The 18,397-nt window shown below is 72.7% G+C and carries 15 protein-coding genes; 8 read left to right on the forward strand and 7 right to left on the reverse strand.

The genetic code is table 11. The features are described 5' to 3' along the window. Nucleotides 1-67 precede the first annotated feature (67 nt). Genes ACFO9I_RS16340 through ACFO9I_RS16370 form a run of 7 tightly spaced genes read left to right on the forward strand, consistent with a single transcriptional unit; the run spans nt 68 to nt 9,196 of the window. Nucleotides 68-721, forward strand: a complete 654-nt coding sequence (locus ACFO9I_RS16340) for a TetR/AcrR family transcriptional regulator (RefSeq protein WP_379182696.1) — start codon at nt 68-70, stop codon at nt 719-721. Continuing rightward, complete coding sequence (locus ACFO9I_RS16345; protein ID WP_379182698.1) at nt 718-1,500, forward strand: TIGR03084 family metal-binding protein; 783 nt, start codon at nt 718-720, stop codon at nt 1,498-1,500. Before ACFO9I_RS16340 ends, ACFO9I_RS16345 begins: the two co-directional genes overlap by 4 nt. Beyond that, nucleotides 1,497-3,212, forward strand: a complete 1,716-nt coding sequence (locus ACFO9I_RS16350) for an acyclic terpene utilization AtuA family protein (RefSeq protein ID WP_379182700.1) — start codon at nt 1,497-1,499, stop codon at nt 3,210-3,212. The genes ACFO9I_RS16345 and ACFO9I_RS16350 overlap by 4 nt, the downstream gene beginning before the upstream one ends. Beyond that, nucleotides 3,209-4,384 carry an acyl-CoA dehydrogenase family protein gene (locus tag ACFO9I_RS16355; RefSeq protein ID WP_379182702.1) on the forward strand — a complete coding sequence of 392 codons (1,176 nt, stop codon included), beginning with the start codon at nt 3,209-3,211 and terminating at the stop codon, nt 4,382-4,384. The genes ACFO9I_RS16350 and ACFO9I_RS16355 overlap by 4 nt, the downstream gene beginning before the upstream one ends. Continuing rightward, nucleotides 4,381-6,021 carry an acyl-CoA carboxylase subunit beta gene (locus tag ACFO9I_RS16360; protein ID WP_379182704.1) on the forward strand — a complete coding sequence of 547 codons (1,641 nt, stop codon included), beginning with the start codon at nt 4,381-4,383 and terminating at the stop codon, nt 6,019-6,021. Before ACFO9I_RS16355 ends, ACFO9I_RS16360 begins: the two co-directional genes overlap by 4 nt. Further along, nucleotides 6,018-8,021: a biotin carboxylase N-terminal domain-containing protein gene (locus ACFO9I_RS16365; RefSeq protein WP_379182706.1), complete on the forward strand. Its 2,004-nt coding sequence runs from the start codon at nt 6,018-6,020 to the stop codon at nt 8,019-8,021. Before ACFO9I_RS16360 ends, ACFO9I_RS16365 begins: the two co-directional genes overlap by 4 nt. Beyond that, nucleotides 8,018-9,196: an acyl-CoA dehydrogenase family protein gene (locus ACFO9I_RS16370; RefSeq protein WP_379182708.1), complete on the forward strand. Its 1,179-nt coding sequence runs from the start codon at nt 8,018-8,020 to the stop codon at nt 9,194-9,196. The genes ACFO9I_RS16365 and ACFO9I_RS16370 overlap by 4 nt, the downstream gene beginning before the upstream one ends. A gap of 6 nt (nt 9,197-9,202) precedes the next feature. On the opposite strand, the gene ACFO9I_RS16375 is transcribed toward ACFO9I_RS16370, so the two are convergent. Beyond that, nucleotides 9,203-10,030, reverse strand: coding sequence for a M55 family metallopeptidase (locus ACFO9I_RS16375; RefSeq protein ID WP_379182710.1), 828 nt, complete (start codon nt 10,028-10,030; stop codon nt 9,203-9,205). Between the two features lie 4 nt (nt 10,031-10,034). Further along, a complete protein-coding gene (locus ACFO9I_RS16380; protein WP_379182712.1) occupies nt 10,035-11,366 on the reverse strand; it encodes a M20/M25/M40 family metallo-hydrolase in 1,332 nt (443 codons plus the stop codon). Nucleotides 11,367-11,431: 65 nt separating this feature from the next. Here ACFO9I_RS16380 and ACFO9I_RS16385 point away from each other — a divergent pair, with 65 nt between their 5' ends. Further along, the gene (locus ACFO9I_RS16385) at nt 11,432-13,426 is read left to right on the forward strand and encodes an alpha/beta hydrolase family protein (RefSeq protein ID WP_379182714.1); all 1,995 of its coding nucleotides are present in this window, start codon (nt 11,432-11,434) and stop codon (nt 13,424-13,426) included. A 21-nt stretch (nt 13,427-13,447) separates the two neighbouring features. Here ACFO9I_RS16385 and ACFO9I_RS16390 read toward each other — a convergent pair whose 3' ends face one another. The 5 genes from ACFO9I_RS16390 to ACFO9I_RS16410 are packed head-to-tail and all read right to left on the reverse strand — an operon-like array spanning nt 13,448 to nt 18,392. Further along, on the reverse strand, nt 13,448-14,389 hold the full coding sequence (locus ACFO9I_RS16390) for a S66 peptidase family protein (RefSeq protein ID WP_379182716.1): 942 nt from the start codon (nt 14,387-14,389) through the stop codon (nt 13,448-13,450). Continuing rightward, a complete protein-coding gene (locus ACFO9I_RS16395) occupies nt 14,386-15,414 on the reverse strand; it encodes an ABC transporter ATP-binding protein (RefSeq protein ID WP_379182718.1) in 1,029 nt (342 codons plus the stop codon). Before ACFO9I_RS16395 ends, ACFO9I_RS16390 begins: the two co-directional genes overlap by 4 nt. After that, nucleotides 15,407-16,408 (reverse strand): ABC transporter ATP-binding protein, encoded by a 1,002-nt coding sequence (locus ACFO9I_RS16400; protein WP_379182720.1) that lies wholly within the window; start codon nt 16,406-16,408, stop codon nt 15,407-15,409. The genes ACFO9I_RS16395 and ACFO9I_RS16400 overlap by 8 nt, the downstream gene beginning before the upstream one ends. After that, a complete protein-coding gene (locus ACFO9I_RS16405) occupies nt 16,405-17,349 on the reverse strand; it encodes an ABC transporter permease (RefSeq protein WP_379182722.1) in 945 nt (314 codons plus the stop codon). The genes ACFO9I_RS16400 and ACFO9I_RS16405 overlap by 4 nt, the downstream gene beginning before the upstream one ends. Continuing rightward, complete coding sequence (locus tag ACFO9I_RS16410) at nt 17,346-18,392, reverse strand: ABC transporter permease (protein WP_379182724.1); 1,047 nt, start codon at nt 18,390-18,392, stop codon at nt 17,346-17,348. The genes ACFO9I_RS16405 and ACFO9I_RS16410 overlap by 4 nt, the downstream gene beginning before the upstream one ends. Nucleotides 18,393-18,397: the final 5 nt, after the last annotated feature.

The following is an 18,397-nucleotide window of genomic DNA, read 5'->3' on the forward strand; positions in this document are numbered from 1 at the left end:
GTGCCGGACTATCCAGCATTTAAAGTCAGTCTTGACTGTTTGTTCGCGAGGTGAGCATGCTGGTCGGGTGACCAGCCAGGCAGCGTCGAGCAGTGGGGCGACCCGGGTCCCGCAGGAGGAGCGCACCCGCGCGATGCGGGCGCGGCTGCTCGAGGCGACGGTCGAGTGCCTGGTCGAGCGCGGCTTCAGCGGCACCTCCACCACCCTCGTCTCCGAGCGTGCGGGCGTCAGCCGGGGGGCGCAGCTGCACCACTTCCCGACCAAGAACGACCTCGTGGTGGCCGCCGTCGAGCACCTCACCGAGGTGCGCGGCGCCGAGCTCGAGGCCGCCTCCCGTGCGCTGCCCACGGGACCACGTCGGACGCGTGCGGTGCTCCAGATGCTCGCCGACCACTTCACCTCGCCGGTCTTCACCGCCGCGCTCGAGCTGTGGGTGGCCGCGCGCACCGACGCGACGCTGCTGGCCGCGGTCGCCCCGCTGGAGCAGCGGATCGGGCGCGAGACCCACCGGCTCACCGTCGACCTGCTCGGCGCCGACGAGTCCCGGCCCGGGGTCCGCGAGCTCGTGCAGGCCACCCTCGACCTGGTCCGCGGCCTGGGCCTGGCCAACACCATCACCGACGACGCGCGGCGCCGCCGCCGGATCCTCGACCAGTGGGCGGCCACCCTCGACGTCGTCCTCACCACCGGGCTCGAGCCGACCACCCAGGAGAGCGCATGACCCTGCTCGACGAGCTCCTCGACGACCTGCGCACCGAGGGCGACCGGCTCCGCGACGCCGTCCTCGGGCTGGACGCCGCGGGCTGGCACACCCCGACCCCGGCCGCCGGCTGGGACGTCGCCACCCAGGTCGCGCACCTGCTGTGGACCGACGAGGCCGCCACCGCGGCCGCGACCGACAAGGCGGCCTGGGACGCCCTGGTCCTTTGCGCGATCGAGGACCCGACCGGGTTCGTCGACGCGCAGGCCCACGAGGTGGCCCGGCTCGCGCCGCAGGCATTGCTGGCCCGTTGGGGCAGGGCCCGGGAGTCGCTCGCGGCCGCCCTGCGGGACCTCCCGCCCGGCGAGAAGATGCCCTGGTTCGGCCCGCCGATGTCCGCCGCGTCGATGGCCACCGCGCGCTTCATGGAGACGTGGGCGCACGCGCTCGACGTGTACGCCGCGCTCGGCATCGAGCCCGAGCGGAGCGACCGGGTCCGGCACGTCGCCCACCTCGGGGTGCGCACCCGCGACTACGCGTACTCCGTCCACGGCCTCGACGCACCCGCCGAGGAGTTCCGCATCGAGCTCAAGGCCCCGTCGGGGGAGACGTGGGCCTGGGGGCCGGAGGACGCAGCACAGTCGGTGACCGGCTCGGCGTACGACTTCTGCCTGCTGGTCACCCAGCGGGTGCACCGCGACGACACCGACCTCGTGGCCACCGGCGAGGACGCAAAGCGCTGGCTGGGCATCGCGCAGGCCTTCGCCGGCCCGCCCGGCAAGGGGCGGACCCCGCGATGACCGCGACGCTGCGGATCGGCAACTGCTCCGGCTTCTACGGCGACCGGCTCTCCGCGATGCGCGAGATGCTCGAGGGCGGCCCGCTCGACGTGCTCACCGGCGACTACCTCGCCGAGCTGACCATGCTGATCCTCGGCAAGGACACCATGAAGGACCCGTCCCTGGGCTACGCGCGCACCTTCGTCCGGCAGGCCGAGGACTGCCTCGGGCTGGCGCTCGAGCGCGGCGTGAGGATCGTCGCCAACGCCGGCGGTCTCAACCCCGCCGGGCTCGCCGACCGGCTGCGCGAGGTCGCCAGGGGCCTCGGCCTGGATGCCGGCGTCGCGCACGTGGAGGGCGACGACCTGCGGCCTCTCGCCACGGAGCTCGGCTGGGAGGGGGCGCTGACCGCGAACGCCTACCTCGGCGGCTTCGGCATCGCGACCGCGCTCCGTGACGGCGCCGACGTGGTCGTCACCGGACGGGTCACCGACGCCTCGCTGGTGGTCGGCCCGGCCGTGGCGCACTTCGGCTGGGCGCCCACGGCGTACGACGCGCTGGCCGGCGCCGTCGTCGCCGGCCACGTGCTGGAGTGCGGCACCCAGGCGACCGGTGGCAACTTCTCCGGCTTCCGCACCCTGCCGCAGGACGGCCGGCCGCTGGGCTTCCCGGTGGCCGAGCTCGCCGCCGACGGGTCGTGCGTGATCACCAAGCACGACGGCACCGGCGGCGCGGTCACGGTCGACACGGTGACCGCCCAGCTGGTCTACGAGATCCAGTCCAGCCACTACCTCAACCCCGACGTGGTGACCGAGCTGGACTCGGTGCGGCTCGAGCAGCAGGGGCGCGACCGGGTGGCGATCAGCGGGGTCCGCGGCTCGGCGCCGCCGGAGCGCCTCAAGGTCTGCGTCAACGAGCTCGGCGGCTTCCGCAACTCGGTGGAGCTCGTGCTCACCGGTCTCGACGTCGAGGAGAAGGCCGCGTGGGTGCGCCGACAGCTCACCCCGAGCCTCACCGCCGCGACGGTCTCGTGGACGCGAACCGCCACACCGCCGCCCGACGCCGACACCGAGGAGGGCGCCTCCTGCCTGCTGCGGTGCACGGTGATGGACCCCTCGCCCGAGCCCTGCGCCAAGGCCTTCACCGGCCCCGTGGTCGAGCTCGCGCTGGCGTCGTACCCCGGGTTCACGATGACCGCTCCTCCCGCGGCGCCCACGCCGTACGGCGTCTACCGCGCGGAGTACGTCGACCGCGACCGCGTCACCCACACGGTCGTGCACGCCGACGGCCGGCGCGAGGTGGTCCCCGACCCCGACACGTTCGGCCAGGTGCCCGCGGATGCCGGTCGCCGCCCGTCGCCGTACCCCGCTCCCGCCGACGCGCTCAACCGCCGGGCGCCGCTGGGCTCGTTCGTGCACGCCCGCTCCGGCGACAAGGGCGGCGACGCCAACCTCGGCCTGTGGGTCGTCCACGACGGCTCGGAGAAGTACGACGCCCGGGTCACCTGGCTCACCAAGCTGATCACGCCCAAGAAGGTCCGCGAGCTCGTCCCCGAGGCGGCCGACCTGGAGGTCGAGGTCTACGTGCTGCCCAACCTCGGCGCCGTGAACGTGCTGATCCGCGGCCTCCTCGGCCGCGGCGTCGCGGCCTCCACGCGTTTCGACCCGCAGGCCAAGGGTCTCGGCGAGTGGGTGCGCTCGCGGAGCGTGCACATCCAGGAGGCGCTGCTGTGACCGCCGAGCGCGAGGCCCTCCGGGCGACCGCGGCCGAGTTCGTGCGCCGCGAGGTCGTCCCGCACCTCCAGGAGTGGGAGGACGCCGGGACGATCCCGCGCGAGCTGCACCTCGCCGCGGCGAAGCAGGGGCTGCTCGGCGTCTCGTTCCCGGAGGCTGTCGGCGGCGAGGGGGGCGACCTGCTCGACTCGGTGGCCGTCCAGGAGGCGATGTTCGAGGCCGGCGCGTCGAGCGGGCTGATGGCAGGCCTGTTCACCGCCGGGATCGCGCTGCCGCACCTCGCGGCCAACGGCTCGCCCGAGCTCGTCGACCGGTTCGTCCGGCCGACCCTCGCCGGGGAGAAGATCGGGTCGCTGGCGATCACCGAGCCCGGGGGCGGGTCCGACGTGGCCGGCATCCGCACCACGGCGCGGCTCGAACGAGGTGGGGCCGACGGCGACGTCTACGTCGTCAACGGCGCCAAGACGTTCATCACCAGCGGGGTGCGTGCGGACTTCGTGACCACGGCGGTCCGCACCGGAGACCCGGCCGATGCCCGGGGAGGCCACGCCGGCATCAGCCTGCTGGTGGTCGAGAAGGGCACGCCCGGCTTCACCGTCGACCGCGCGCTGGCCAAGATGGGCTGGCACTGCTCCGACACCGCCGAGCTGTCCTTCACCGACGTGCGCGTCCCGGCCGCCAACCTGGTCGGCGAGGAGAACGCGGGCTTCTACTACATCGCCGAGCAGTTCGTGGTGGAGCGGATCGCGCTGGCGGTGCACGCCTACGGCATCGCCGCGCGCTCGCTCGCGCTGACCGCGGCGTACTGCCGGGAGCGGGAGACCTTCGGCAGGCCGCTGGTCGCCAACCAGGTCGTGCGGCACAAGCTCGTCGAGATGCACCGGCAGGTCGAGGTCGCGCGCACCTACACCCGCGAGGTGGCCCGCCGCCACGCTCTGCACGTCCAGGGGCAGGGGGACAGCGTGGTCGCCGAGGCCTGCCTGGCCAAGCAGACGGCGTGCGACACCGCGACGTACGTCTGTCACGAGGCCGTCCAGCTGCACGGCGGGACGGGGTACATGCACGGGACCGAGGTGGAGCGGCACTACCGCGACGCCCGGATCCTGCCGATCGGAGGAGGAGCGACCGAGGTGCTGACGGATCTGGCCGCGAAGCTGCTGGGGTACGCATGAGCGACAACCGGACCGCGATGCTCGAGAAGATCGCCGAGCTCGACGCGGAGCACGCGAAGGCGGTGGCCGGCGGCGGCGAGAAGTACGTCGAGCGCCACCACGCGCGCGGCAAGCTGATGCCCCGCGAGCGGATCGAGCTGCTCATCGACGAGGGCAGCGCCTTCCTCGAGCTGAGTCCCCTGGCCGGCTGGGGCTCGGACTTCACCGTGGGCGCGAGCGTCGTCACCGGCATCGGGGTGATCGAGGGCGTCGAGTGCATGATCACCGCCAACGACCCGTCGGTGAAGGGCGGTGCGAGCAACCCGTGGACGGTCAAGAAGATCTTCCGCGCCTCCCAGATCGCCGAGGAGAACGGCCTCCCGACCGTTGCGCTCGTCGAGTCCGGTGGTGCGGACCTGCCGACGCAGAAGGAGATCTTCATCCCCGGCGGCAAGCTGTTCCGCGACATCACGAGGTCGAGCGCGGCCAAGCTGCCCACCGTGGCGCTGGTGTTCGGCAACTCCACGGCCGGCGGGGCCTACGTGCCGGGCATGAGCGACTACACCGTGATGGTCCGTGAGCAGGCCAAGGTCTTCCTCGGAGGCCCGCCGCTGGTCAAGATGGCCACCGGTGAGGAGTCCGACGACGAGTCGCTGGGCGGCGCCGAGATGCACGCGCGGACCAGCGGGCTGGCCGACTACCTCGCCGAGGACGAGCGCGACGCGATCCGGATCGGGCGGCGGATCGTGTCCCGGCTCAACTGGCGCAAGGCGACGCCGAGTCGGCGTTCGTCGACACCCCAGGACGTCGATCGGCGCCGACTCGGCGAGGTCACGGCGTCAACGAACGCCGACCCGGCGTATGCCGAGCCGGAGGCGGACCCCGACGGGCTGCTCGACCTGATCCCGACCGACCTCAAGGAGCCGTTCGACCCGCGCGAGGTGATCGCCCGGATCGCGGACGGTGCCAGTGCGTCCAACGGGCAGGTCTTCGACGAGTTCAAGCCCCTCTACGGGCCCAGCCTGGTCACCGGGTGGGCGAGGATCCACGGCCGCCAGGTCGGCATCCTCGCCAACGCCCAGGGCGTGCTCTTCTCCGAGGAGGCGCAGAAGGCCACGCAGTTCATCCAGCTGGCCAACCAGGTCGACGTGCCGCTGCTGTTCCTGCACAACACCACCGGCTACATGGTCGGCAAGGAGTACGAGCAGGGCGGCATCATCAAGCACGGCGCGATGATGATCAACGCGGTCTCCAACAGCACCGTCCCGCACATCTCGATCATCATGGGCGCCTCCTACGGCGCCGGGAACTACGGCATGAACGGCCGCGCCTACGACCCGCGCTTCCTGTTCACCTGGCCCAGCGCCAAGTCCGCGGTGATGGGGCCGGCGCAGCTCGCCGGCGTCCTCTCGATCGTCGCGCGCGCGGCCGCGGAGTCGCGGGGCAAGGAGTACGACGAGGAGGCCGACAGGGGGATGCGCGAGTTCGTCGAGGCGTCCGTGGAGGAGCAGAGCCTGCCGTTCTTCCTGTCCGGGATGCTCTACGACGACGGGGTCATCGACCCGCGCGACACCCGCACCGTCCTGGGCATCTGCCTGTCCGTGATCGAGAACAAGGCCTACGCCGGCACCGACCGATTCGGGGTGTTCCGTCCATGAACGAGCCGATGATCAGGAGAGTCCTGGTCGCCAACCGGGGCGAGATCGCCCGCCGGGTGTTCGCGACCTGTCGCCGGCTCGGCATCGAGACCGTGGCGGTCCACTCCGACGCCGATGCGGGCATGCCGTTCGTCCGCGAGGCCGACGCCGCGGTCCGGCTGCCCGGGAGCACCCCGGGCGAGACCTACCTGCGCGCCGACCTCGTCCTGGAGGCCGCCCGCCGCACGGGCGCCGACGCGATCCACCCGGGCTACGGCTTCCTCTCGGAGAACGCCGCCTTCGCCCGCGCCGTCCTCGACAGCGGTCGCACCTGGATCGGGCCGGCGCCGGAGTCGATCGAGCAGATGGGCTCGAAGGTCGAGTCCAAGAAGCTGATGGAGGCCGCGGGCGTCCCGGTCCTGGACAACCTGACCGTCGACAGCGCCACCGAGGCCGACCTGCCGTTGCTGGTCAAGGCGTCGGCCGGCGGCGGCGGGCGCGGCATGCGCGTCGTACGGCGTCTCGAGGACCTGCCCGGCGAGATCGAGAAGGCGTCCGCCGAGGCGGAGTCGGCGTTCGGCGACGGCACGGTCTTCGTCGAGCCGTACGTCGAGCAGGGCCGCCACGTCGAGGTGCAGGTCGTGGGTGACACCCGCGGCACGGTCCTCGTGCTCGGTGAGCGCGACTGCTCGATCCAACGCCGCCACCAGAAGGTCGTGGAGGAGGCGCCGGCCCCCGACATCGCGGCCGAGGTCGTGCGGGCCATGCACGACGCCGCCCGCGCCGCCGCGGAGACGATCGGGTACGTCGGCGCCGGCACCGTGGAGTTCCTCTACGACCCCCAGCGGGAGCGGTTCTTCTTCCTGGAGATGAACACCCGGCTGCAGGTCGAGCACCCGGTCACCGAGGCCACGGTGTCGGTCGACGGGGGCGCCCTCGACCTGGTCGCGATGCAGCTCGCGGTGGCCGAGGGCGCGAGCCTCGCCGGCCTCGAGGTGGCCGGTCCGCGCGGCCACGCGATCGAGGTCCGCCTCTACGCCGAGGACCCGGCGCACGACTGGCAGCCCCAGAGCGGCACGCTGACCGCGTTCGAGGTCCCCGGCGTCGCGGCGGAGTTCGACCGGCTGGACCGGGCCGGCATCAGGCTGGATGCCGGGTTCGAGTCCGGCGGCGAGGTGTCGACGCACTACGACGCGATGCTCGCCAAGGTGATCGCCTGGGCGCCGACCCGCCGGGAGGCGGCCCGGGCACTGGCGAGCTCCCTGACGCGGGCCCGGTTGCACGGCATCACCACCAACCGGGACCTGCTGGTCGCCACGCTGCGCGACGAGGCCTTCCTCGAGGGGCAGGTCAGCACCGACTTCTTCGAGCGCCGGCCCGGGGTCGTCCCGGCCGGCGAGCTCGAGCCCGACCCGCACCTGCTGCTCGCCGCGGCCGTGGCCCTCGCCGAGGACGCAAGGGCCCGGCGCACGGTGCAGCAGGGCGCGCCCGTGGCCTGGCGCAACGTGGTCTCCCAGCCCCAGCGCACGCTGCTCACGGTCCCGACGGGTTCGGGCACCGAGCACACCGTCGAGTGGTACGCCGACCGCGACGGCTACCGGCCGGTGAGCAGCGACGTCCGTGTCCTCGCCGCGTCCGCGCGCGAGGTCAGCCTCGAGGTCGGCGGCGTCAGCACCCGCCTGGCCGTGACCATCGGTCCTCGGGACCTCGCCGGCGCACGGCCGGTGCACGTCGACGGCCCGATGGGGTCGGTCAGCCTGCTGGCGCCCCCGCGCTTCACCGACCCGGCGGACGCGGTGGCGAGCGGGAGCCTGCTCGCGCCGATGCCGGGCACCGTGGTCCGGGTCGAGGTCGAGGCCGGCGCCCGGGTCGAGGTCGGCCAGCCCGTGCTGGTGCTCGAGGCCATGAAGATGCAGCACACCGTGAGCGCGCCGCACGCCGGCGTGGTCACCGAGATCGACGTCGAGCCCGGTGCGCAGGTCGCCGCCGGGGAGGTCCTGGCAGTAGTGGAGGAAGCATGAGCAGCGCGTTCACCGAGTCCGAGGAGCGCCAGGAGCTCCGCAAGCAGGTGGCCAGGCTGGCCGGGAAGTACGGCCGTGAGTGGTTCACCGAGAAGGCCCGCGCCGGGGAGAAGACCACCGACCTGTGGCTGGAGATCGGCAAGAACGGCTACCTCGGCATCAACATCCCCGAGGAGTACGGCGGCGGTGGTGGCGACATCGGCGACATCGCGGCCGTCTGCGAGGAGCTCGCCGCGCAGGGCTGCCCGCTGCTGCTGATGGTCGTGTCCCCAGCGATCTGCGGGACGATCATCTCCCGCTACGGCACCGACGAGCAGAAGCAGCGCTGGCTGCCCGGCATCTGCGACGGCACCGGCACCATGGCGTTCGCGATCACCGAGCCGGACGCCGGCACAAACTCCCACAACATCACCACGACCGCCCGCAAGGACGGCGACGGGTGGGTGCTGAACGGCCGGAAGATCTACATCTCCGGGGTCGACGAGGCCGACAACGTGCTGGTGGTCGCGCGCACCGAGGCTCTGTCACCGACGGGGGAGCGGACCGGCAAGCTCAAGCCCTGCCTGTTCGTCGTGCCGACCGACGCCGAGGGCTTCGAGGCGAAGCCGATCCCGATGGAGATCGTCAGCCCCGAGCTGCAGTTCCAGGTGTTCATCGACGACGTGCGGCTGCCCGCCGACGCGCTCGTCGGCGACGAGGACGGCGGCCTGGTGCAGCTCTTCGCCGGGCTCAACCCGGAGCGGATCATGGCGGCGTCGTTCTCCACCGGGCTGGCCCGCTTCGCGCTGGGCCGGGCCGCGGCGTACGCCAAGGAGCGCACGGTCTTCAAGGACGCGATCGGCTCCCACCAGGCCATCGCGCACCCGCTGGCCCAGTCGCACATCGAGATCGAGCTGGCCCGGCTGATGACCCAGAAGGCCGCGGCCCTCTACGACGCCGGCGACGACATGGGTGCGGGTGAGGCCGCCAACATGGCGAAGTACGCCGCCGCCGAGGCCGCCTGCGAAGCGGCCGACCGGGCCGTGCAGACCCACGGCGGCAACGGCATCACCCAGGAGTACGGCATGGCCGGCCTGCTGGTCGCCACCCGGGCCGGCCGGATCGCCCCGGTCAGCAGGGAGATGATCCTCAACTTCGTGGCGATGCACTCGCTCGGGCTGCCCAAGTCCTACTGACCGTCCTCAGCCGTAGGTCGGCTCGATCCCGCTGGTGACCAGCCGGGTGATGGCCCGGAAGCACCTGATCGCCTCGAACATCGTGGGCAGGGTGAAACGAACGCTGACGTCACCGACCTGCTCGACACCGGGGATGTAGGTCGCGAGCGGGGCCAGGTGCGAGGCGTCGAAGGTCAGCTCGTAGGTGTAGGGCGCATCGCCCACCGCCGGGGTGTGCGGCCGCGACAGGGCGGCCCGGGCGCCCTCCTCGATGGCTGCGGCGCTGGCGCTCGGCGTCAGGCAGATGGCGGAGTAGCGGTCGACGCAGGTCTTGACCGCGACCCCGACCGCTGTCGGCGAGTAGCCCGACGCATCGACGCAGGTCAGGTCGTCGCCGGTCACCAGCGCCACGGGCACGTCGTACTCGGCGGCCAGCAGCGCGTTCATCCGACCCTCGGAGGCCGGTGAGCCGTTGATCCGCACGGAGGTGATCGTGTTCGGCAGGTAGGTGTGCGCCAGCACGCCGCGCTCGCCGGCGCCGGTGTGGTAGCCGATGAACGCCACCACGTCGGGCGACCGGTCGATGCCCTCCATCATGCCGAGCGGCTTGTGCGTCCCGATCAGCAGCGTCGCGCGCGGGTCCAGCTCGTCGAGCAGGAGGTTGCGCTGGTCGGCGTGGGCCTCGTTGACGAGGATCTCCTCCGCGCCGGCCGCCGCGAACCCGGCGACCGCGGCGTTGACGTCCCCGGTGAGGAAGCGGCGGCAGTACTCCCAGCGTGGGTGCCCCGGTTCGCAGTCGTCGGGGAAGGTCACGCCGGTGACGCCCTCCATGTCCGCCGAGATCAGCACCTTCACAGCCCTAGGCTCCCGTCCGGTCGGATCCGGCCTGCACCGGGGCCAGCAGGAAGTCCTGCAGCACCCGCACGCCGAACTTCAGTGAGTCGATCAGGACCCGCTCGTCCACGCCGTGTACGTAGGCGCCCGCGTCGAACCCGGGTGGCGTGGTCCCCGGCGCGAAGCCGTAGCAGTCGATGCCGAGCCGGCTGAACAGCTTGGCGTCGGTGCCGCCGGCCATGCTGAAGGGCAGCACCAGGGCGTCCGGGTCGTGGGCGCGGAGGGCGGCGGCCATCGCGGCGAACGCCGGTGTCTCGTGGCTCACCGACACGGGCTCCGCGAAGCTGGCGAACTCCCGGGTCACGTCCGGCCCGATCAGCTCGTCGACCACCTCGAAGAAGAAGTCGGTCTGGCCGGGCAGGATGCGCCCGTCGATCCCGGCGGTCGCCTCGCTGGGGATCACGTTGTGCTTGTAGCCGGCCGCCAGCATGGTCGGGCTGATCGTGTTCCGGATGATCGGCGCCACCAGGGACGCCGCCTCGCCCAGCTGGTCGAGGCTCGCCGGATCCTCCAGGTCGACCTTGACGTCGAGGTGTGCGCAGAGCCCGTCGACCAGCGCATCGACCGTGGGCCCCGGCTGCACCGGCCAGCGGTGCTCGGCCAGCCGGTGGACCGCGGCCGCGAGGCTCGCGACCGCGTTGGCGTCGTGAGGTCTCGACCCGTGCCCCGCCCGACCGCGCGCGGTGAGGGTCATCCACGCACTGCCTCGCTCGCCCGTGGCAACCGGGTAGAGCCGGCTGCCGTCGGGGAGGTGGACGGTGTACCCGCCGGACTCCCCGATCGCGGTGGTCACCCCCTCGAACAGGTCGGGGTGCTCCCGCACCAGGAAGCCGGCACCGAGCTCGCCGGTGTCCTCCTCGTCGGCCACGAAGGCCATCACGACGTCGCGGGGCGGCCGGGTGCCCTCGCGGGAGAAGGCGCGCGCGACCGCGAGCATCATCGCGTCCATGTCCTTCATGTCCAGCGCGCCCCGACCCCACACGGCGCCGTCGCGGACCTCACCGGAGAAGGGGTCGAAGCTCCAGTCGGCGCGGGCCGCCGGGACGACGTCGAGGTGGCCGTGCACGAGCAGCGCGGGCGCGGAGGGGTCCTCGCCGGCGATCCGGACCACGGTGCTCGCGCGGCCGGGAGCCGACTCCAGCACCGTGGGGTCGTGGCCGACCTCGGCCAGCTTCTCGGCGACGTACTCCGCAGCGTCGCGTTCGCCGCGGGACTCCCCGGCGCCGAAGTTCGAGGTGTCGAACCTGATCAGCTCAGAGCACAGCTCCACGACGTCCGTGTAGAGATTGGTGGACACCTGTCTCCGATCGAGGCTGGCGAGGCGGCTTGTCGTGGTCGCTGAGGCAGGTCTAACGTCTGCCCGTGTCGACGTCAAGCAGCCTGCACGGCGAGTGGCCATCGCCCATCAGCGCCGACCTCGCGGCCGCGGCCTCCGGTGGGATCACCTGGCCCAGCGTGCACGGTGACCAGACCTGGTGGTGCGCCTCCGACCCGGCCACCTCGACCGTCGGTCTCCACCGGTGCGCCGGCGACGGCGAGCCCGAGCGCGTGCTCGGGCCCGAGTTCGGGGTCGGCAACAGGTCGCTCGGGTACGGCGGTCGCCCCTACGTCGTCCTCGACGGCGCCGTCGTCGTCACCCGCTCCTCGGACCAGCGGCTCTACCGCATCGGCACCGTCGGGGACCCGGTGCCGGTGCCGTTGACGCCGCCGGACGTCGACGGCTGGGTCACCAGCTACGCCGACCCGGTGCCCGGGCGCTCCGCGGCCGGCGCCGAGGAGGTGTGGTGCGTCCGTGAGCGCCAGCGACCTCCACACGGGCCGGAGGACGCCGACCCGGCGCCGCGCACGGCACGCGCCATCGTCGCGGTGCCCCTCGACGGGAGCGGTGCTGACGAGCCGGACCGGGTCCGCGTGGTGGCCACCTCCCACCACTTCCTCTCCGGTGCCCGGCCCAGCCCCGACGGCCGTCGACTCGCCTGGATCGGCTGGGACCATCCGGCGATGCCGTGGGACGGCACCGAGCTGATGGTCGCCGACGTCGTGGACGGCGTCGCGACCTCGGCCCGCCCCGTGCTCGGGGGCTCCGACGTCTCGGTCGCCCAGGTCGAGTGGGACGGCTCGGACGCCCTCTACGCGATGGCCGATCCCGAGGGCTGGTGGAACCTGCACCGGATCACCCTCGATCCGCACGAGGTCACGTGCGTACTGCCCGTTCCGCGAGACTGCGCCAGCGCGATCTGGCGGGTCGGGCCGACCTGGTTCGCGGTCACCTCCGCCGGCGTCGCGCTGGTGGAGTCCGAGAACGGCGACCAGCGGCTCCGGCTGTGGTCCCCTAAGACCGGTGAGGTCCGCGACCTGGCGCCCGGCTGGACCGACTTCAACGGGGACCTGAAGGCGTCGGCGCCCGAGGACCCCGAGCCGGTCGTCGCCGTCGTCGCGGCGTCCGCGACCCGGCCCAGCGCGGTCGTCCGGGTGCCGGTGGCACCGGGAGCCGCCGGGCAGGCCCTGACCGAGCAGCGGTCGCTGACGACCCTGGCGCCCTACGTGCCGGTGGGCGAGCGGCGTACCGCCGTCGGCGTCGGTGGTCGCGACGTGCACTACGTCTACTTCCCCCCGACCCATCCGCACCACGACGCGAGCCCCTCGTCCCGGCCGCCGCTGCTGGTGCACGTGCACGGGGGGCCCACCAGCTCGACGACGGCCCGACCCGACCTGGAGCACGCCTTCTTCACCAGCCGCGGCTTCGCCGTCGCCAGCGTCGACTACGGCGGCTCCACGGGCTACGGGCGCGAGTACCGCAACCGGCTCCGGCACAGCTGGGGCATCGTCGACGTCGAGGACAGCGTCGCGGTGGCCGCCGAGCTCGCCCGGCTCGGGCTCGCCGACCCGGCGCGCACGGCCATCCGGGGCGGCTCCGCCGGCGGCTGGACGGCGCTCGCCGCGCTCGCCACCACGGACACGTTCTGCGCAGGCGCGGTCTACTACCCGATCAGCGATCCGGCCAACTGGTCGCGTGGGTCGACCCACGACTTCGAGTCGCGCTACATCGAGAGCCTGGTCGGAGAGCTCCCACGCGACCGCGTCCGCTACGAGCGGGTGTCACCGCTGGCGAACGCCGCCGGCATCACCAGCCCGCTCGTGCTGCTCCAGGGTCGTGACGACACGATCTGCCCCCCGGTGCAGGCCGAGCGCGTCGTCGAGGTGGTCTCCGCCAACGGCGTGTGGCACCGGTACCTCACCTTCGAGGGCGAGGGGCACGGGTTCCGCAAGGAGCGCAGCGTCGCCGACTCGCTGCGCGCCGAGGCCGAGCTCTACTCGCGGACCATGGGGATCACCGTCGACCCCGACGCCCGCTGATCGGGGAGGCGTGCCGGCGACCTAGACGAGCGGCGGCTCGAGGAAGGTCACGGTGCGCGCGTCGGCGTCGAGGCGCGCACGAATGCCGATCGGCCAGGTCTGCACGTGGCCTCCGTGGCCGAGGTTGGCGCCCGTGATGACCGGGACGCCGAGGTCGCCGAGCCGGTCCTCGATGACGGCCTGGATGCCTTCCTCGTCGCCGGAGTTGGTGAAGGTGCCGGCGACCACCGCGGCGGCCCGGTCGAAGTAGCCGGAGCGGCGCAGGTGGGTCAGCATGATGTCGGTCCGGGGCGGGTCCTCCATCTCGTCCTCGACCAGCACGATCCCGCCGGGCGGTGTCCAGGTCGTGGAGGTGCCGATCGACCCGGTGATGAGCGAGAGGTTCCCGCCGGCGGTGATGCCCTCGGCGGATCCGCTGACCAGCGTCCTGGCCTCGCTGAACTCCAGGGGTCCGAAGCACTCCGGCGAGGCGAGGCACGACCACAGCGACATGAACGTGTAGGACTCCCGGAACTCCCCGCCCGACACCATCGGCCCCATCACCGACGTCCAGCCCAGCCGGCTGGCCAGCGACTCGAGGAGCCCGGTGACGTCGGAGTAGCCCACGACGACCTTCGGGGAGACGGCGTCGAGGCCGGTCCAGTCGAGCACCTCGAGCATCCGCTGCGAACCGTAGCCGCCGCACACCGTGAGGACCCCGGCGATCGAGTCGTCGAGCAGCGCCGCCCGCAGCGACTCGGCGCGCTCGGTGTCGGTGCCGGCGAGGAACGGGTGCACGGTCCCTCGTGCCCTCGCCGACGGGAACTCGACGGGCTCCAGCCCGCAGAAGCGGAGCACGTCGACGCCCTCGTCGAAGTGGTCGAGCGTGGCCGGGCTCGAGGGGGTCAGCAACGCGACCCGGTCACCGCGGCGAAGCCGGGGCGGGCGGCGGAGCTCGGTGCGCAGCGGTGCGTGGTCGGTCATCGGGCCTCCGTGGCGAGGTCGGCGGGCAGTGCGATGCCCTCGGTGGTGTGCAGGCACGCGGCCTGGTGCCGGTCGGCGTCGCCGTCGAGGACGGGAACGTCCTCGAGGCAGCGAGCGGCTGCCTGTTCGGGCAGCGTCGCCCGGAGCGGGCACCGGGGGTGGAACCGGCAGCCGACGGGGATGGACGTGGGGTCGGGCGGTTCGCCGCCCAGGGCCTGCACCGACCGGTCGTCGGCGACCGACGGTGCAGCGGCCACCAGCGAACGCGTGTAGGGATGCCGCGGATGCAGCAGCACCTGCTCGACGGAGCCCACCTCGACGATCCGACCGAGGTACATGACCGCCACCCGGTCCGCGATGTTCCAGGCCAGGCCGAGGTCGTGGCTGGCCACCAGCGCCGCCAGCCCGAGCTCGTCGCGCAGCTGCAGGAACAGCTTGAGGATCTCGCCGCGCACGGACGCGTCGAGCGAGGAGACCGGCTCGTCGGCGACCAGGACCTCCGGGCCGAGGGCCAGCGCCCCGGCGATGACCACGCGCTGCTGCTGCCCGCCGGACAGCTCATGGGGGTACCGCTCGAAGAAGTGCTGCGGCGGGCGCATCCCCGCCTCGGTCAGCGCCCGGGCCACCCGACGGGTCACGCCGGACCGCTCGCCGTGCAGCCGCAGCCCCTCGGCCACCGCGTCGTGCACGTTCTGCCGGGGGTTCAACGCGCCGCCCGGGTCCTGGAGCACGAGCTGGACGTGGCGGCGGAAGCTGCGCATGCCGGAGCGGCCCCGGTCCAGCGGGCGGCCGTGGTAGCGGACCTCGCCGCCGGTGGGCTCGACCAGTCCGACCAGGGCGCGGGCGAGGGTCGACTTGCCGCAGCCGGACTCACCGACGAGCGCGAGGACCTCGCCCCGGCCGAGGCTGAGGTTGACCCCGTCGACCGCCCGGGCCGTGCGTCCGCCTCGCCGAGGAGGGAAGGTGACCGACAGGTCACGTGCCTCCAGGACCGGCTCGGCGGGCCCTGCGTGTTCCTCAGCCATGCGTGGCTCCCACCCGGTCGTCGGACACCCGGACGCAGGCCGCGTGCCGGTTCCCGACCTCGACGAGCGGGATCTCACCGCTCCGGCACCGGTCCTCGACCAGAGGACACCGCGGCGCGAACGGGCAGCCGTCGATGCTCTGCCGCAGGTCTGGCGGGTCGCCGGGCAGGCCGCCCGGCGCGCGCCGGGAGGCGGGGTCGCCCAGTGTCGGGAAGGCGCCGGCCAGCGCCCGGGTGTAGGGATGCAGGGGCGATCCGATGACCTCACGGGTCGGGCCGGTCTCCACGAGGCGTCCGGCGTACATGACCCCGAGCCGGCTGCAGGTCTGCGCGAGCACCGAGAGGTCGTGGCTGATCATGATCAGCGAGATGCCGTGCTCGTGCACCAGGTCGGTGAGCAGCGTCAGGATCTGGGCCTGGACGATCACGTCGAGCGCGGTGGTCGGCTCGTCGGCGATGACCAGGTCGGGACGGCAGGCCAGGGCCATCGCCATCATGACTCGCTGCCGTTGCCCGCCGGAGAGCTCGTGCGGGTAGCTGTTCACGCGCCTGGCCGGGACCCCGACGTCGTCGAGCAGCGCGCGGGCGCGGGCCCGGGCCTCCTTCTCGCCGACCCTCTCGTGCAGCAGGATCGGCTCGCAGATCTGGTCGCCGACCGTCTGCACCGGGTTGAGTGCGCTCATCGCGCCCTGGAAGACCACCGACGCCTCGGCCCACCGGACCGTGCGCATCCGGCCCCACGTCGCGGTGAGCAGGTCCTCGCCCTGGAAGCGGATCTCGCCGGTGACGTCCGCGCCCGCGGGGAGCAGCCTGAGCAGGCTCAGCGCCACCGTCGTCTTGCCGGAACCGGACTCGCCCGCCATCCCCAACGTCTCGCCGGGGGCCAGCGTGAGGTCGACCCCGCGCACGGCGTGCACCTCGTCCTTGCCGGAGTGGTAGGTCACCGACAGGTCGCGGACCTCGAGCAGGGGGCCGTCGTGCGTCGCGGCTCTCATCGGGCCTGCACCCGGGCGTTGAGGAGGTGCTCCACCGCGCGACCGACCAGCGTGAAGCCGAGCACGATGACCAGGATGGCGAGGCCGGGCGGGAGGAGGTACCACCAGGCGCCGGCCGTCACGGCTCCTTGCATGAACGCGTTGTTGATCAACGACCCCCACGAGACGGCGGTGGGGTCGCCGAGCCCGAGGAAGGTCAGCGTCGCCTCGGCGAGGATCGCGCTGGCCACGGTGAGGGTGCTCGAGACGAGGATCAGGGGCATCACGTTGGGCAGTACCTGTCGGGTCATCAGCTGGGCGTCGGTGGCGCCGAGGGCCCGGGCCCGTTCGATGAACGGGCGGGCCTCCACCGCCAGGGTCTGGGCTCGCACGAGCCGGGCGGTGCCGGTCCAGGAGGTGACACCGATCGCGATGGTGATCGATGCGGTGCCCTGGCCGAGCACCGCCGCCAGCGCGATGGCCAGCGGCAGGCTGGGCAGTGCGATGAACCAGTCGGTGACGTGCATCAGGCCCCGTCCGACACGCCCTCCGTAGTGCCCGGCGACCAGGCCGATGCCGGCGCCCAGCACCATCGTCAGGGCGGTGGCCATCAGGCCGATCGCGATCGAGGTCCTGGACCCCCAGATGACCAGGTCGAGCACCGACCGGCCGGCCGGGTCGGTGCCGAGCGGGTAGCCCGCCTGCGGCGGCCCGAGGAGGGGCCCGTTCGCCTCGGTCACCGAGAGGTCGCTCGGATGGATGAACAGCGGCGCGAGGAGCGCCATCAGGATGAAGCCGACCATCACCACGACGCCGACCAGCCCGGTCGGCATCCGCAGGATCTGCCGCGTGAAGCGCAGTGCCGGCGCCAGGCGCGACGGGGGCTTCTCGTGCTGCTCGTCAGGCTCGGCCGGCTCGGCTGCACGACCTCCGGGGCCGGGGCTGTGTGGGTTCGCGGTCACTGCCGCCTCACTCGCGGGTCGAGGGCTCGGTAGAGCAGATCGGCGACCAGGTTGGAGACGATCACCGCGGCGCTGAACACGATGAAGGTCCCCTGGAGCAGCTGGAGGTCGGGGATCCGCAGGGCGGTGAAGGTGAGGTAGCCCAGGCCTGGCCAGGAGTAGACGACCTCGACCGTGATGGCGCCGCCGATCATGGTGCCGATCTGCAGGAAGATCACGGTCACCGAGGGCAGCAGCGCGTTGGGCACCGCGTGGCGCCGGCGCACCACCTCGTCACGCAGGCCCTTGGCGCGGGCGGTGAGCAGGTAGGGGTTGCCACGCTCGTCGATGATCGAGGTCCGCATGATGGTGACGTACTGGGCGAAGATCACCGCCACCAGGGTGAGGCAGGGCAGGACCAGGTGCCAGGCCACGTCGGTGACGTGGGCTAGGCCCGAGCCCGACTCGGCACTCTGCATCCCGCCGGCCGGGAAGAGTGCCGGGATCCCGCCGACCGACCCGCTGCCGAAGAGCACGAGCAGGATCAGCCCCAGCCAGAAGGTCGGGACCGACCACAGCGCCAGCGAGACGGCGCTCGCGGACCGGTCGAGGGCGCTGCCCGGCCGCCATCCGGCCCGGATCCCGAGCCAGAGGCCCAGCCAGATCGAGATCAACGTCGACGTGCCCATCAGCAGCAGCGTCGGCCACAGCCGGTCGGCGATCAGCGACGCGACGCTCTGGTGGTACTCGTAGGAGTAGCCCAGGTCGCCGGTGAGGGTGTTCCCGACGAAGTGCAGGAACCGCTCCCACAGCGGTTGGTCGAGGCCCAGCTGGTGGCGCAGCGTCTCCATCTGGGCGTCCGAGGTCGGACGGCCCCGGGTGAGCGCGGAGACGGGGTCGGCCGGCATCAGGTTGAAGATCACGAAGCCGATGACGAGCAGCATGAAGAAGCTGACCGCCGCGGCGCCGACCTTCCGAGCCAGGTAGGACCAGAGGTCCGACCGCTCGGGCCCCTCCTCGGGGCCCGAGGCGGCCGGCGTCTCCAGGGGGACGGCAAGGGTCACGGTCA

Origin of the sequence: Nocardioides sp. GCM10023255, from assembly GCF_042653125.1 — a bacterium.
GTDB lineage: Bacteria > Actinomycetota > Actinomycetes > Propionibacteriales > Nocardioidaceae > Nocardioides.